The sequence below is a fragment of the Pseudomonas sp. A-B-19 genome, assembly GCF_019947515.1.
Lineage (GTDB): Bacteria > Pseudomonadota > Gammaproteobacteria > Pseudomonadales > Pseudomonadaceae > Aquipseudomonas.
Map to the genome: position 1 here is coordinate 1 of NZ_JAGYGN010000046.1, position 15,595 is coordinate 15,595.

Consider the following 15,595-nt stretch of genomic DNA (forward strand, 5'->3'; position numbering starts at 1 on the left):
AGCGTTATGTGATGCGTTACAACAACGTCAGGCTCCATAGCTACAACGGCTACCGGTCGCCGGTAGCCATGGAGAAACTGGCGGCGTGAAACCTTAACTGGTGTCCAGAATTACTTGACCAGTTCAAACTCGCTCCCACAGGGGGCCTTGCTCACATTTGAATTTTGGAAGGAGCTCTTATGACCCAACTGCGTCGCGTCGCGATCATCGGCGGTAACCGGATTCCCTTCGCCCGCTCCAATGGCCCCTACGCCACCGCCAGTAATCAGGTGATGCTCACCGCCGCCCTCGAAGGCCTGATCGAACGTTACAACCTGCATGGCCAGCGTATCGGCGAAGTGGTCGCCGGGGCCGTGCTCAAGTTGTCGCGAGACATGAACCTCACACGCGAGTGCGTACTCGGTTCGCGACTATCGCCCGCCACTGCGGCCTATGACATCCAGCAGGCGTGCGGCACTGGGCTGGAAGCGGCGTTGCTGGTGGCGAACAAGATTGCCCTGGGCCAGATCGACTGCGGCATTGCCGGTGGCGTGGACACCACCTCGGATGCGCCGATCAGCATCAGCGACGGCCTGCGCAAGATCCTCCTGCAAGCCAATCGCGCGAAAACCACCGGCGACAAACTGAAAACCTTGCTGCAATTGCGCCCCAAACATCTGCTCCCCGAGTTCCCGCGCAACGGTGAGCCGCGCACCGGGTTGTCTATGGGCCAGCATTGCGAGCTGATGGCCCAGACCTGGAACATCCCCCGCGAAGAACAGGATCAATTGGCACTCGAGAGCCATCAGAAACTGGCTGCCTCCTACGCCGAAGGCTGGCACAACGACCTGATGACACCGTTCCTGGGCCTGACCCGCGACAACAACCTGCGCCCGGACTCCACGCTGGAGAAGCTCGCCGCGCTCAAACCGGCCTATGAGAAAAGCGCCAGGGGCACCCTGACCGCAGGTAACTCCACACCACTGACCGATGGTGCGTCACTGGTGCTGCTGGGCAGCGAAGAATGGGCGAAGGAGAGAGGGTTACCGATTCTTGCCTATTGGCGCGACGGCGAAGCGGCGGCGGTGGATTTCGTCAACGGCGTGGAAGGTTTGCTGATGGCGCCGGTCTACGCCGTGCCACGTTTGCTGGCGCGCAATGGCCTGACCTTGCAGGATTTCGACTACTACGAAATCCACGAAGCCTTTGCCGCGCAAGTGCTGTGCACGTTGAAGGCCTGGGAAGATCGGCAATATTGCAAAACCCGTCTCGGTCTCGATGCGCCGTTGGGTTCGATTGACCGCAGCCGACTCAACGTCAAAGGCAGTTCACTGGCGGCGGGGCACCCGTTTGCCGCTACAGGCGGGCGCATCCTCGCCAACCTGGCGAAGTTGCTGGATGCGGCGGGCAAGGGGCGGGGATTGATTTCGATTTGTGCGGCGGGCGGGCAGGGCGTGACCGCCATTATCGAACGCTGAACACAGAATAACTGTGGGAGCGAGCTTGCTCCCACAGGGGGTGATGGTGTTCCGGCTGATCAGGTACGGAACCTGCGCACCAACCCGTCCAGCTCACTGGACAATCCGGCCAGGCTCTGGGAGTCCAGGCGCGCCGAGTTGGCCAGTTCCGCCACCAGTTGCGCATCGCCGTGGATCTGGCTGATGTGCCGGTTGATGTCTTCGGCCACCTGATGCTGTTGTTCCGCTGCCGTGGCGATCTGGGTGTTCATGTCGCGGATCACGTCCACCGACTCGCGGATCTGCCCGAAGCTGCTGCGCGCCTCACCGATGCGCGTCACCGATTGCCGGGACACTTCCAGGCTGGCGTGCATCTGTTGGGTCACCTGGCTGGTACGTTTGGCCAGGGTGCCCAGCAGCCCGTCGATTTCCGCCGTGGAGTCGGCCGTGCGCTTGGCCAGGGCCCGCACTTCGTCAGCCACCACGGCAAAGCCGCGTCCCTGTTCACCGGCCCGGGCCGCTTCGATCGCGGCGTTCAGCGCCAGCAGGTTGGTCTGTTCAGCGATCGAGCGGATGGTCCCCAGGATCGACTGAATGTCATTGCTGTCGCGTTCCAGCTGTTGCATCGACTGGGCCGACTGTTCGATTTCCTGGCTCAGGCGATCGACACTGTTCACCGCCGCATCGATCTGTTGCTGACCTTCGCGCGCCTGGCGCTGGCCACTGTCTGCAGACTCCGCAGCCTGGCTGCAAGAGCGCGCGACTTCGTTGGCGGTGGCAACCATTTCGTGGAACGCCGTGGAGACCATGTCCACTGCCTCACGCTGGCGTCCGGCGGCTTCGGCCATGTCGCTGGAGACCTGGGTCGAACTCTTGGACGTGTCGAGGATTTTGCCCGCCGCGCCGCCAATGTTCTGGATCAGGTTGCGAATCGCGGTCAGGAACTGGTTGAACCAGTTGGCCAGTTGCGCGGTTTCGTCGCTGCCACGGATTTGCAGGTTCTGGGTCAGGTCGCCTTCGCCCTGGGCGATGCCTTCCAGGCCGCTGGCCACGCTGCGGATCGGGCGCACGATGAGGCTGGCAAAACTGGCGCCGACGATGGCGAAGATGACAGCCAGGACGGCGGCGATGATGGCGATCAACCAGGTCAACTGGGTCGCGGAACTCATCACGTCGTCCTGTTTGATCAGACCGATGAAGGTCCAGCCCAGTTGCTCCGACGGCCAGACATTGGCCATGTAGCGCTCGCCGTTCAGCTCCACTTCCACCAGACCCTTGCCGGCCTTGGCCAGTTGCGCGTAGCCGTCGCCAAGGCTGTTCAGCGGTTTGAAGTTGTGTTCCGGTTGCTTCGGATCCACCAGGACCGTGCCGGTGTTTTCCAGCAGCATCAGGTAGCCGGTTTCACCGAGCTTGATCTGTTTGACGATTTCGGTGAGCTGCTTGAGCGTCACGTCGATGCTGACCACGCCGCCGTTGGTGCCCAGCTTGTTGTCGATGGTGCGCACGGTGCTGACGTAGGTCGCGTCGTCCTGGGCCCAGTAATAGGCCTCGGTGCGCAACGGCTTGCCCGGTTTGGCCTGGGCGGCCTTGTACCAGGGGCGCTGGCGTGGGTCGTAATTGTTCAGCTTTGGGTCATCCGGCCACGACACGTAGCCGCCGGCCGCTGTACCGAGGATGGCATAGGCGTAGGCCGGGTGGCTGTTGCCCAGGTCCTGGAGCAGGGCGAAGACTTTTTTGTCAGCCTCGCCCTGAGGGACGCTCTCGGCGTTGGCGGCCAAGTAAGTCTTGAGGCTGTCGTCGGAGTTTCGGATCAGCGGTTGTTTGGCCAGGTAATCGACGTTCTGGCTGATGCCGTCAAAGAACAATTGCATGGCGTTGCTGACCTGACGAATCTCGCGGGCACTGCCGTCGATGAATTCGTCCCTGGCATCACTGCGCAGGTTCAGCACAACGAGGGTGGCGACCAGCACCACGGGCAGGCAGGCGATGATTGCAAACGCCCAGGTCAACTTCTGTTTGATGTTCATCCGCGCTCCAGATTTTCTTGTAGGCCCACGCAGTGCAGATGACTCGCGGTTTATTGGCAGCCGTAAACGTTCTTGGTCAACCCGGGTCCTTGAGTGCGGCATCGCCTTTGTTGTGACAGCGATTGTCGGACATTTCACTTTGTCACTAAGGACTTCGGCTGTTGTCGGAGGAAATTGAGGCCAGTTGGGAAAAATCCTACGGAAGGTATGAGCTGTGGTGTCAGCTTCTGTCGCAGTTGCCCTCAATACCTAGGCACAACAAGTGACGCAGGCTCGGCTATGATCTGGAGCGACCCGTGGCAGTCGTCGGTTTTTCCTGATGAAATCGGCACATTGTGTGCTTCTGCAATACTCATAGGTCGGCAACCCCTCCCGCCCGTGGGTGGATTGCCGTATAACGAATGACTTTCGCGTGTTTGGTAATAAAGGACCCACAATAAAAGCTGATGAAGACTCCAAAACGCATTGAACCCCTGATCGAGGACGGTCTGGTCGACGAGGTGCTGCGCCCACTCATGAGTGGTAAAGAAGCAGCTGTTTATGTGGTGCGCTGCGGCAACGAATTGCGTTGCGCGAAGGTCTACAAGGAGGCGAATAAACGCAGTTTCCGTCAGGCGGCCGAGTACCAGGAAGGCCGCAAGGTACGCAACAGCCGTCAGGCCCGGGCGATGGCCAAGGGCTCCAAATTTGGTCGCAAGGAAACCGAAGACGCCTGGCAGAACGCCGAAGTGGCGGCGCTGTTCCGCCTGGCCAATGCCGGTGTGCGGGTGCCCAAACCGTACGACTTCCTCGAAGGCGTACTGCTCATGGAACTGGTGGCCGACGAGTACGGTGATGCCGCGCCGCGTCTGAACGATGTGGTGCTGGAACCGGACGAGGCGCGCGAGTATCACGCGTATCTGATTTCCCAGATCGTGCTGATGTTGTGTACCGGTCTGGTGCACGGTGACCTGTCCGAGTTCAACGTGCTGCTGACGCCGACCGGTCCAGTCATCATCGACCTGCCGCAAGCGGTGGACGCGGCAGGCAACAACCACGCGTTCAGCATGCTGGAGCGGGACGTGGGCAACATGGCGTCCTACTTCGGGCGGTTTGCGCCGGAGCTGAAGAAGACCAGGTACGCCAAGGAAATGTGGGCCTTGTACGAGGCCGGCACCTTGCACCCGGCCAGCGTCCTGACCGGCGAGTTCGCCGACACGGAAGAACTGGCCGACGTGGGCGGCATCATGCGCGAGATCGAGGCCGCGCGCCTGGATGAAGAACGCAAGCAAGCCGTACGCGCGGCGGACGATGCGCCGCCGGGCAAGACCGAAGAACCGCCTCCGCCCTGGATGCAGTGATCGGTTAATGCAAAACCCGGCTTCGGCCGGGTTTTTGTGCGCAACACAATCAATGTGACAGACCACAATATCTGTGGGAGCGAGCTCGCTCCCACAGGGTCAGGCATGAGTAGGGGGGGCACAACACCCCGACTCCAGATTTTTCAGAATCGGGCAATCCGGTCGATGATCGCCCTGGCAGTGCTCAACCAGGTCCTGCAAGGTGTCGCGCAACTGGCCGAGTTCGAGGATCTTCTGGTTCAACTCATCGATGTGCTGGCGGGCCAGGGCTTTCACATCGGCGCTGGCGCGCTGGCGGTCTTGCCAGAGGGCCAGCAACTTGCCGACTTCTTCCAGGGAAAACCCCAGGTCCCGCGAGCGCTTGATGAACGCCAGCGTGTGCAGATCGTCATCGCCGTATACCCGGTAGCCGCTGTCGGTGCGATGGGCTGTCTTGAGCAGGCCGATGGATTCGTAATAACGGATCATCTTTGCACTCAGGCCGCTGTGGCGGGCCGCTTGGCCGATGTTCATCGGTTGTCCTCCAGGTCCTTGGGTTTCCAGGTTTTCAACAGTAGCGCATTGCTCACCACGCTAACGCTCGACAATGCCATGGCCGCACCGGCCAGCACCGGGTTGAGGAAGCCGAATGCCGCCAGCGGGATGCCGATCAGGTTATAGACGAAGGCCCAGAACAGATTCTGCCGAATCTTGGCGTAGGTCTTGCGGCTGATCTCCAAAGCGGCCGGCACCAGTCGCGGATCACCGCGCATCAGGGTGATGCCGGCAGCGTGCATGGCGACGTCGGTGCCGCCACCCATGGCGATGCCGATGTCGGCGGCGGCCAGTGCAGGGGCGTCGTTGATGCCGTCACCGACCATTGCCACCACCCCGGTTTGTTTCAGTGCGGCGACCGTGGCGGCTTTGTCCGCCGGCAGCACTTCGGCATGCACATCCTGGATGCCCAGAGCCTGGGCCACCACGTTGGCGCTGCCACGATTGTCGCCGGTCAGCAGATGGCTACTGATGTTCCGTGCGCTCAGTTGCTGTACCGCTTGCAGTGCGCCGGGCTTGAGGGTGTCACCGAAGGCGAACAGGCCCAGCACGTGAGGTTCGGGGGATTGTTCGATCAGCCAGGACAAGGTCCGGCCTTCTTTTTCCCACGCAGTCGCCGAGTCGGCCAATGGCCCGGCGTTCAAACCGCTGTCCTCCAGCAGGCGCCGATTGCCCAGCGCCAGGCGACGCCCTTCGAGGCTGCCGGCGATGCCGCGGCCGGTGAGGGACTGGCTGTCGCTGACATCGGCCACCTTCAAGCCGCGCTCGGTACAGGCATCCAGCACAGCCTTGGCCAGCGGATGCTCACTGCCGCGTTGCAGGGCGCCGGCCAGTTGCAGCAGGCTCGCCTCATTACCGTCGATGGCACTTAGATGAGCAATGCGCGGGGCGCCGGAGGTCAGGGTGCCGGTCTTGTCGAACACCACTGCGCTGACTTCATGGGCACGCTCCAGTGCTTCGGCGTCCTTGATCAGAATCCCGTAGCGCGCCGCCACGCCGGTACCGGCCATGATCGCTGTTGGTGTGGCCAGGCCCAGGGCGCACGGGCAGGCGATCACCAGCACCGCCACGGCATTGATCAGCGCGGTTTCCATCGGCGCGCCGTACAGCCACCAGCCGATCAGGGTGGCCAGGGCAATCAGCAACACGGTGGGTACGAACACCTGGCTGACTTTATCCACCAGTTTCTGGATCGGCGCTTTTGCGGCCTGGGCGTCTTCCACCAGACGGATAATCCGCGCCAGCACGGTTTCCGCACCGAGGGCCTGGGTACGCACCAGCAACCGGCCTTCACCGTTGATCGCGCCACCGGTGACTTTGTCGCCGGGCTGCTTGGGCACCGGCAGGCTCTCGCCGCTGATCAGCGCTTCGTCGGCATGGCTCTGGCCTTCAACCACCAGGCCGTCCACCGGGAAGCGTTCGCCGGGTTTGACCATCACCTGGTCATCGAGGCGCAGGGCGCTGATGGCGACGTCTTGCTCGTGGCCATCGATCACCCGGATCGCCCGTTCCGGGCGCAAGGCTTCGAGGGCACGGATGGCGCTGGCCGTCTGGCGCTTGGCGCGGCTTTCCAGGTACTTGCCCAGCAGCACCAGAGCGATCACCACCGCCGAGGCTTCGAAATACAGGTGCGGCATGCGCCCGGCGGCGGTGGCCCATTCGTACAGGCTCAAGCCATAACCGGCGCTGGTGCCCAGGGCGACCAGCAAATCCATGTTGCCGGCCCCGGCGCGCACGGCTTTCCATGCGGCGACGTAAAACCGTGCGCCAAAGATGAATTGCACCGGCGTGGCCAAGGCAAATTGCACCCATGCCGGGAGCATCCAATGCACGCCGAAGGGCTGTAGCAGCATCGGTAATACCAATGGCAAGGCGAGGGCAATGGCAATGACCAGTGCCAGGCGTTCGCGATGCAGGCGTTGTTGCTGGTTGTCGGTTGACGGGTGTTCGGCTTCCCAGACGCTGGCGGTGTAGCCAGCCTTGGTCACTGCGGCGATCAAGGTTTGCGGATCGATCTGGCCGAGCAGTTCAAGGTGCGCGCGTTCGTTGGCCAGGTTGACGCTGACGCTTTTCACTCCCGCAACCTTGCCCAGCGCACGCTCGACCCGACCGACGCAGGATGCGCAGGTCATGCCGTCGATGCTCAGTTCCAGGCTGTGCTGCGGCACGCTGTAGCCGGCCTTGACCACGGCATCCATCAAGGCCGGCAGGCTGTCGCTGGGTGCCTGCACCCGCGCCTGTTCAGTGGCGAGGTTGACGCTGACGGCACTGGCGCCCATGACGTTGCTCAAGGCGCGCTCGACGCGCCCGGCGCAACTGGCGCAGGTCATGCCGGCAATCGGCAGGTCGAACGTGGTGGATTCGGACATCGGTCGCACTCCCTGTAGTAGATAACCACAGGATCAACCTTGCCATGCTGGCAAGGTCAAGTGCCATGCTTCAGATCAAGTAACCCATCAGTAACCAAGACCGGCACGCTTGAGGTACATCCCTTCCTGCGTCATCGCGATCCGGTACTTGAGCACATCCCCAGCCTTGAGCTGGATATTCTGCGAACCCGGGGCGAGCATGCCCGGATTGCAACCCGGCACCTGGCCCGGGAGCAATTTGAGGCGCAGCGAGACGATGCCCGGCGGCAGGTTGAACGAAGTGCTTTGCTCCTGAAACAGCCGCGCTGCCAGTTGATCCTGGAGGTACACACCGATTTCGCAGCTGGTCGCGACTTCCAGGCGCTCGCGGGAAATGATCAGCACACCATAGTCCTGACCGGCAGCACTGACCGAAGGCACGGCAGTGAAAAGGCTGAGAAAGCCAAACAGGCTGAAAGCTGACCAGCGCATGGCTGAATCTCCTGAGTTCGAGTCATTGATGGACGCAGCTTGGCCGAGCCCGGCGCTGATTGCCAGCCCGGCAGCTAGCGGCAGAACTTGACCTTGCCATGGTGGCAAGCTCGAAACTGGCTTCAACCCTCGGAAAAGGAGTCATCCCATGCAAGTGTTCAACGTTGAAGGCATGTCTTGTGGTCATTGCGTCAAGGCCATCACTCAGGCGGTCCAGACCAAAGACCCGGCGGCCAGTGTGCGGGTCGATCTGGCGGCCAGGGAGGTCGGTGTCGAAAGTGCGCTGACCGCTCAGCAAGTGATCGAGGCAATCAGCGAAGAAGGCTACGGTGTCAAACTGGCCTGATTTTAATAGTTAGCGAGCTACCGTAATGTTCAAGGCGTCCATGCGCGGCTAGACTGTCGGGCTGCCGACTTCTGCCCAATTGGATGCCTGATGAACTTGCGTACCATTTTGATACTTGGCGCCTTGAGCGCTTTCGGTCCGCTGGCGATCGACTTCTATCTGCCAGCCTTCCCGGCCATGGCTCTGGCTTTCGGGACGGACGAAAATCACGTTCAGATGACGTTGGCGGCGTACTTCCTTGGCTTGTCCATCGGTCAGTTGGCCTATGGTCCGGTGGCGGATCGTTTCGGGCGACGCGTTCCGTTGCTCACCGGTGTCGGCCTGTTCACTCTTGCCTCTGTGGCGTGTGCCTATGCGCCGAGTCTGGAATGGCTGATCGGCGCGCGTTTCGTCCAGGCGTTGGGCGGCTGCGCGGGGATGGTGATTTCCCGGGCGGTGGTCAGCGACAAGTGTGATGCGGTGGGTTCGGCGAAAGTCTTTTCGCAGTTGATGCTGGTGATGGGGCTGGCGCCGATCCTCGCGCCATTGTTGGGTGGGTTGCTGGTCAACACGACAGGCTGGCAGTCGATCTTCCTGGCCTTGAGCGCTTTCAGTGCGCTGGCGGGGCTCGCGGTTGCGACGGGATTGCCGGAAAGCTTGCCGGCCCACATACCGCGCCAACCGCTATCGGGTGCGCTGCGTCAGTACGGTCGGTTACTGGCCGACCCGGTGTTCCTCGGCCATGCCTTGACCGGGGGCATCGCCATCGCCGGGATGTTTGCCTACATCGCCGGTTCACCCTTTATCATCATCAAGCTCTACGGCGTTCCGGCCGAGCATTTTGGCTGGCTGTTCGGCATCAATGCGGCGGGCTTCATTCTGGTGGCACAGGTTAATGCGCGGTTGCTGGCCAAGCGTGGTCCGGCCTTCTTGCTGGTGCGTGCAGTGTGGGTATATCTGGCGGCCGGTTTGACCCTGCTCGCTGTCAGCTCCCTGCACCCGGCACACCTGTGGCCGCTGCTGATTCCATTGTTCATCTGTATCGCCAGCCTCGGTTGCATCAGTCCCAACGCTGCGGCCTGTGCGATGAGCGGGCAGGGTGGGCGGGCCGGCAGTGCATCGGCGCTGCTCGGTTGCCTGCAATTCAGCGTGGCTGCCGGTGCCTCTGCGCTGGTGGGCGTGTTGCACGACGGCAGCGCCGTGCCGATGGCCATGGTCATCAGCCTGTGTGGAATTCTGGTGGTGAGCGCGGCGTTGCTCACCCGGCGTTTGCAAAATGCCCGGGCGCTGGTGCAAGCCCAGGTTTGAGGCCGTAATCAGCCGGCTGCACGCTGCGGGTGGAGGACGGGAATCTGGTGAGGGGCCTGGATGCGAGCTTCAAGAGTACGCGTGAATGCGCGAGCTTCTGCTTCGCTGCGGAACGTCACAGCATGTTGGTCTAAGCGAACTTGCCACTGGGACTTTGCCAGTTCTTTTATCAGGATCTTCATAGCTGAACTCCACTTGTAAAAGATGTCTCGTAAAAGACTGCCTCACAGGAGTTTCGATTGTAGTCCCGAATTCGAGCACCATTGTGACAAGGATCAATTGTCGGACTGACGGTTTGTAACTAAAAAAACACGACTTTTCGAGGACGCCCACAGGGATTGTCGGCGACCGGAACTACCCGGTCGCCGACGGAAAACATGAAATCAGCGATGGTTTTTTTCAGCGCCTCAGAACCCTTCCAGCACAATCTTGCCCTTGGCTTTGCCGCTCTCCAGCAGGGCATGGGCACGGCGCAAATTGGCCGCGTTGATCGTGCCGAAGTGTTCGCCCACCGTGGTTTTCAGGGTCCCGGCATCGATCAGCCAGGCGACGCGATTGAGCAGGTTGTGCTGCTCGATCATGTCCGCGGTTTCAAACAGCGAACGGGTGTACATGAACTCCCAGTGCAGTGACAGGCTCTTGCGCTTGAGCTTGGTCACGTCCAGCGCCTTGGGGTCATCGATCAGCGCCAGCTTGCCCTGGGGCGCCAATGCTTCGACCAATTGGTCCAGGTGCTGGTCGGTCTGGGTCAGGCTGGCGACGTGGGTGACCTGATCCACGCCGGCACGCTTGAGTGCTTCGCAGAGTGGCTGGCTGTGGTCGATCACCAGATCGGCGCCCAGTTCCCTCACCCAGCTTTGGGTCTGCGCACGCGAAGCGCTGCCGATGACTTGCAGGGCCGTCAGTTGGTGAGCGAGCTGCGTAAGCATCGAGCCCACGCCACCCGCCGCGCCGACGATCAACAGGCTCTGGCCTTCATCGGTTTTGCCTTCGCGTATTTGCAGGCGTTCGAACAACAGTTCCCACGCCGTGATCGCGGTGAGCGGCAGGGCAGCGGCTTCGGCGAACCCGAGAGTCCTGGGCATGCGGCCGACGATGCGCTCGTCCACTACATGCAACTCGCTGTTGCCACCCGCCCGCGCGATGGAGCCGGCGTAAAACACCTTGTCACCGGCCTGGAACAGCGTCACCTCACTGCCCACCGCCTTGACCACACCGGCCACATCCCAACCCAACACCTTGGGCGCGCCACCTTCGGGCTGGACATTCTGACGCACCTTGGTGTCCACCGGGTTGACCGAGATGGCTTTGACTTCCACCAGCAAGTCGCGGGGGCCGGCAACCGGCTCCGGTAGTTCGATGTCTTGCAGAGCCTTGTCGTCACTGATTGGCAACGAGGCGTAGTAGGCAATGGCTTTCATGAGCGGCTCCGGAACACTAATAGAGAAGAGATTCGATGGGGAGATGATTGGCTATTTCTCCTGAAGATAAAACCGGCTAAAAGAGCAGTCTCTTTCAATGTTTTTTTGATAATCGGTGCTCTGATGCTGCGTTTCGATGACTTGCAGTTGTTTGTCCGGGCGGCGGACCTGGGCAGTCTGTCCGCCGCCGCGCGGGGCATGGACATGTCGGCGGCGGTGGCCAGTGCGGCGCTCAAGCGCATCGAACAGCAACTCGGCGCCCGCTTGTTGGCCCGTTCGACTCGCAGCCTGCGCCTGACCGCCGAAGGCGAGGGCTTTCTCGAATACGCCCGCGCGGCTCTGAGCAATCTCGACGAGGGCCGGCGATTGCTGGCCAGTGGTCAAGACCAGGTCAGCGGAGTTCTGCAACTGTCGGCGCCATCGGACTTTGGCCGCAATCTGCTGCTGCCGTGGCTCGATGAGTTTCAACGCGAACATCCGAAACTGACCGTGCGCCTGCTGCTGGGGGATCGCATTGCCGACCTGTTTCGCCAACCGGTAGACATTGCCCTGCGCTACGGTGAACCGGAGGACTCCAGCCTGGTGGCGCTGCCCATCGCCCCGCAGAACCGCCGGGTGTTGTGCGCCGCTCCCGGTTATCTGGCCCGGCATGGCGAGCCGCGGCATCTTGAGCAATTGGCACAGCACAATTGCCTGTTGTACATGCTCGGCAGCCGGGTCCACGACCACTGGAGTTTTCACGACGGCAAACGCGAAGTCAGCCTGACTGTCAGCGGTGATCGTTTCAGTGACGATGCCGATGTGGTGCGCCTTTGGGCGGTGGCGGGCGCCGGGATCGCGTACAAGTCCTGGCTGGATGTCGCCGCCGATGTACTGGCCGGTCGCTTGAAGGTGCTGATGCCGGAACTGCTCTGTGAGCGCGCACCGCTGAATCTGTTGTGCGCCCATCGCGCGCAATTGAGTAAGCCGGTGAACCTCTTGCGTGAAATGCTTGCCAGCCGATGTGAACTTTTGAGCAGGCAATTTCCGGGTTTTTCGGATATCAATCATTAGTCGCACGCAAAAAGAGAAATTTCTCTCAGGAACGATCACCACCTATGCCGGGCGGAGGACAGGATCCGGCGACCAACCCGCATATACTAGCGCCCTCATCATGTAGGTAGCGTCGATCCCCCAATGGCGGGCCCACGCTCGAGTCGGTCCGGCTGCACGGTCATCCTTCTGGCCTTCGCAGCATCGGCCAGGCAGCGCAAATGAGTGAGCAAGGCGTTGCCGGGTTTATGGCAGTTTCCACGGATTGGCCGACGACACATTACTGGTCAAGATGTTTCTGGGCAGTAAACGAAACGATTCAACAGGGAGTGAATACATGGAACATGCACCTTGCATCAGCCAGATCGCCACATTGCTGGCTGACCCAAAGCGCAGCGCAATGATGTGGGCCTTGATGGACGGTTCGGCGCGAACAACCGAAGAGTTGGCATTGCTGGCCGGCCTGTCACCGTCTTCGGCCAGTGCACACCTGGGACGTTTGTCCACTGGAGGGCTGTTGAGGGTTGAAAGCCGCGGTCGCAAACGCTTCTTCCGCCTGGCCGCACCCGAGGTCGGGGCGGCAATCGAGGCACTGGCCAGCGCGACCTTCGCCAGCGCACCCCACGACGTTGCGCAGGTATTCAAACGCAATGCGCCTCTCGTCAAACCCCGGGCGGTACGTTCGTCATTGCTGAGTGCCCGACTGTGTGACGATCACTTGGGGGGCACCCTGTCCGCCGATCTGTATCAGCGGCTGTTGGAGGCAGGCTGGATCGAACAGTTTGATCAGCGGGTCACGGTCACGCTCAAGGGCGCGACGGAGTTGGCGGCACGGGGCGTATTCATCCAGGCGCTGGCCCATCACAACGGCAGGGTTGCCTGCGCATGCCCTGACTGGAGCGAAAGACGCCCGCACATGGGCGGCTCGCTGGGCGCGGCGTTGTTGCAGCTGTTCATGCAGTCGGGGTGGTTGAGCCTGGTCAACGATTCCCGAGCCTTGCAGGTGACGGCCTCCGGGCAACGCGAGATCCATCGCTTCGCCCAGGAAACCGAACTGGAACTGGCGTTTTAAAACCTTACCCCAATCTGTAGGAGCTGGCTTGCCGGCGAAGCCATTGCCACATTCAACATTTTTGGTGAATGGGAGGGCGCTTTCGCTGGCAAGCCAGCTCCTACAGTTGGATTTGCGGTGCTGCCTAGGGTCTCACCAACCGCGCATCGAGGCTGTTCTGCGCCAGGCGTTTGGCCTGATCCTGAGTCATGCCCAGGTGGGTGTACAGCGCATGGAAGTTCTCGGTGACATAGCCACCGAAGTACGCCGGGTCATCGGAGTTCACGGTCACTTTTACGCCGCGCTCCAGCATGTCGAGAATGTTGTGCTGTGACATGTGATCGAACACGCAAAGCTTGGTGTTCGACAGCGGGCACACGGTCAGCGGGATCTGCTCGTCGATGATACGCTGCATCAGGCGCTCGTCTTCGATGGCGCGCACGCCATGGTCGATGCGCTGGATTTTCAGCAGATCGATGGCTTCCCAGATGTACTCGGGCGGGCCTTCTTCACCGGCGTGAGCGACGGTCAGGAAGCCTTCGTGACGGGCACGGTCGAACACGCGCTGGAACTTGCTCGGCGGATGGCCCATCTCGGAGCTGTCCAGGCCCACGGCGACGAACGCATCGCGGAACGGCAGCGCCTGGTCGAGGGTTTTCTGCGCTTGGTCTTCGCTCAGATGGCGCAGGAAGCTCAGGATCAAACCACTGGTGATACCCAGTTGCTGCTCGCCATCCTTCAGCGCGGCGGCGATGCCGTTGAGCACCACTTCGAACGGGATGCCTCGGTCGGTGTGGGTCTGCGGGTCGAAGAACGGTTCGGTGTGAATCACGTTCTGTTCTTTACAGCGCAACAGGTACGCCCAGGTCAGGTCATAGAAATCCTGGGATGTGCGCAGCACATCGGCACCCCGGTAATACAGGTCGAGAAACTCCTGCAGGTTGTTGAAGGCATACGCCTTGCGCAAGGTTTCGACGTCGTTCCATGGCAGGGCAATCTTGTTGCGCTCGGCCAGGGCGAACAACAGTTCGGGTTCCAGCGAGCCTTCCAGGTGCAGGTGCAATTCTGCCTTGGGCAGGGCGTTCAGCCAGTCATACATGATTCTTTTCTCATCAGGTGCAATGGTCGCCATTCTACAGAGGGTTGCCGCAACAGTTGGTAAAACCTGACCAGGCGGTTCATCACAGCACTTTCAGTTCCCGTCGATAAGCGTAGGTATCGGCGAAGCGCGAGAGCAGGAACTCGGCGCAGGTGGTGGCCGGGTATTTCGCCGGGTGCTGTTCATCCTGACAACCGGGCAGGCATTCGATGCGGGTATCCGGGTGCGGCTCGGCGAAGAACGGCATCGAATAACGATCCACGCCGAGCGGGCTGATCACCCGGTGCGGCGTCGACAGATAGCGGTCGTTGCTCCAGCGCGCCATCATGTCGCCAAGGTTGACTACGAACGTACCTTCGATGGGCGGTGCGTCGATCCACTCACCCTTGACGCTGCGTACCTGCAAGCCACCGGCGGCGTCCTGATAGAGCAGGGTGATGCAACCGTAATCGGTGTGGGCGCCGGCGCCTTGCTGCTCGGCGGAGCTGGCGGTGTGGCGCGGCGGGTAATGGATCATCCGCAGCACGCTGACCGGGTCTTTGAAGCGTGTGTCGAAGAAATCGCGCTCAATCCCCAGCGCCAGGGTCATCGCCCGCAACAGCGTTTGTGCGAGGGCTTGCATGTCGACGTAGTGTTGCTCCATCAGCGCTTCCCAGCCGGGCATGGACGGATGGCGATTGGGACCGCGCAAGGGTTTTTCCGCCAGTACGTCAGGGTGCTCGGCCGGCAGGTGCAGGCCCATGTCGAAGGTTTCCTTCAGGTCGCTGGGTTTACTCGGGTCGAGCTGCTCAGTGGCGATGGCGCCGTAGCCGCGATGGTGACGGCTCTGGGTGATGTCGATCTTGAGTTTTTCGGCGGAGGGTTGGGCGAAGAAACGCTTGGCACTGTCGAGCAGCTCGTCGATTCGTGCAGCGCTGATCGAGTGGCCCCTGATGTAGAAGAAACCCCATTCGCGGCAGGCGAGGTCGATTTGTTTGGCCACGGCTGACCAAGGGGATGGGTCGTCGCTGTAGAGCGGGGCGATGTCGATGATCGGGAGCAGGTTCATCTGGCTGTCCTGATGAGTACGGTAAGACCTTCTGTAGGAGCTGGCTTGCCAGCGAAAGCGTCATCCCATTCAACGAAAATGCTGGATCGAATGGCCCTTTCGCTGGCAAGCCAGCTCCTACAGAGGGTGTGTTA

Annotated in this window: 13 protein-coding genes and 1 pseudogene; 6 read left to right on the top strand and 8 right to left on the bottom strand. The window is 61.3% G+C overall.

Features of this window, described 5'->3' with window-relative positions; genetic code table 11:
- The first annotated feature begins 179 nt into the window (after positions 1–179).
- Positions 180–1,457: an acetyl-CoA C-acetyltransferase gene (locus KGA81_RS29000; protein WP_223550958.1), complete on the top strand. Its 1,278-nt coding sequence runs from the start codon at positions 180–182 to the stop codon at positions 1,455–1,457.
- Between the two features lie 59 nt (positions 1,458–1,516).
- Here the strand turns inward: KGA81_RS29000 and KGA81_RS30335 are convergent, their stop codons facing one another.
- Together KGA81_RS30335 and KGA81_RS30340 are read right to left on the bottom strand one after the other, a co-directional pair.
- A complete protein-coding gene (locus KGA81_RS30335; RefSeq protein WP_411736582.1) occupies positions 1,517–2,284 on the bottom strand; it encodes a methyl-accepting chemotaxis protein in 768 nt (255 codons plus the stop codon).
- Positions 2,285–2,374: 90 nt separating this feature from the next.
- Positions 2,375–3,565 (bottom strand): annotated as a pseudogene (locus KGA81_RS30340) (cache domain-containing protein); the annotation flags it as partial.
- A 344-nt stretch (positions 3,566–3,909) separates the two neighbouring features.
- On the opposite strand from KGA81_RS30340, the gene KGA81_RS29010 reads away from it, so the two are divergent.
- Entirely contained in the window at positions 3,910–4,803 is an 894-nt protein-coding gene (locus KGA81_RS29010; RefSeq protein WP_223550963.1) for a PA4780 family RIO1-like protein kinase, read from the top strand.
- Between the two features lie 99 nt (positions 4,804–4,902).
- On the opposite strand, the gene cueR is transcribed toward KGA81_RS29010, so the two are convergent.
- The 3 genes from cueR to KGA81_RS29025 form a co-directional block, all read right to left on the bottom strand.
- A complete protein-coding gene (gene cueR / locus KGA81_RS29015) occupies positions 4,903–5,316 on the bottom strand; it encodes a Cu(I)-responsive transcriptional regulator (RefSeq protein WP_223550965.1) in 414 nt (137 codons plus the stop codon).
- Positions 5,313–7,706 (bottom strand): heavy metal translocating P-type ATPase, encoded by a 2,394-nt coding sequence (locus tag KGA81_RS29020; RefSeq protein WP_223550967.1) that lies wholly within the window; start codon positions 7,704–7,706, stop codon positions 5,313–5,315. Before KGA81_RS29020 ends, cueR begins: the two co-directional genes overlap by 4 nt.
- A gap of 87 nt (positions 7,707–7,793) precedes the next feature.
- Complete coding sequence (locus tag KGA81_RS29025; protein WP_223550969.1) at positions 7,794–8,177, bottom strand: hypothetical protein; 384 nt, start codon at positions 8,175–8,177, stop codon at positions 7,794–7,796.
- Positions 8,178–8,325: 148 nt separating this feature from the next.
- On the opposite strand from KGA81_RS29025, the gene KGA81_RS29030 reads away from it, so the two are divergent.
- Together KGA81_RS29030 and KGA81_RS29035 are read left to right on the top strand one after the other, a co-directional pair.
- On the top strand, positions 8,326–8,523 hold the full coding sequence (locus tag KGA81_RS29030) for a cation transporter (protein WP_223550971.1): 198 nt from the start codon (positions 8,326–8,328) through the stop codon (positions 8,521–8,523).
- Positions 8,524–8,613: 90 nt separating this feature from the next.
- Positions 8,614–9,810 carry a multidrug effflux MFS transporter gene (locus KGA81_RS29035; RefSeq protein ID WP_223550973.1) on the top strand — a complete coding sequence of 399 codons (1,197 nt, stop codon included), beginning with the start codon at positions 8,614–8,616 and terminating at the stop codon, positions 9,808–9,810.
- 407 nt (positions 9,811–10,217) lie between these two features.
- Here the strand turns inward: KGA81_RS29035 and KGA81_RS29040 are convergent, their stop codons facing one another.
- Entirely contained in the window at positions 10,218–11,231 is a 1,014-nt protein-coding gene (locus KGA81_RS29040; RefSeq protein WP_223550975.1) for a zinc-binding alcohol dehydrogenase family protein, read from the bottom strand.
- 123 nt (positions 11,232–11,354) lie between these two features.
- Here KGA81_RS29040 and KGA81_RS29045 point away from each other — a divergent pair, with 123 nt between their 5' ends.
- On the top strand, positions 11,355–12,284 hold the full coding sequence (locus KGA81_RS29045; protein ID WP_223550978.1) for a LysR family transcriptional regulator: 930 nt from the start codon (positions 11,355–11,357) through the stop codon (positions 12,282–12,284).
- Between the two features lie 316 nt (positions 12,285–12,600).
- Complete coding sequence (locus tag KGA81_RS29050; protein ID WP_223550980.1) at positions 12,601–13,335, top strand: ArsR/SmtB family transcription factor; 735 nt, start codon at positions 12,601–12,603, stop codon at positions 13,333–13,335.
- Positions 13,336–13,459: 124 nt separating this feature from the next.
- Here the strand turns inward: KGA81_RS29050 and KGA81_RS29055 are convergent, their stop codons facing one another.
- Both KGA81_RS29055 and KGA81_RS29060 read right to left on the bottom strand, forming a co-directional pair.
- Positions 13,460–14,413 carry an adenosine deaminase gene (locus KGA81_RS29055; protein ID WP_223550982.1) on the bottom strand — a complete coding sequence of 318 codons (954 nt, stop codon included), beginning with the start codon at positions 14,411–14,413 and terminating at the stop codon, positions 13,460–13,462.
- A gap of 82 nt (positions 14,414–14,495) precedes the next feature.
- Positions 14,496–15,461, bottom strand: a complete 966-nt coding sequence (locus KGA81_RS29060; RefSeq protein WP_223550984.1) for an isopenicillin N synthase family dioxygenase — start codon at positions 15,459–15,461, stop codon at positions 14,496–14,498.
- Positions 15,462–15,595: the final 134 nt, after the last annotated feature.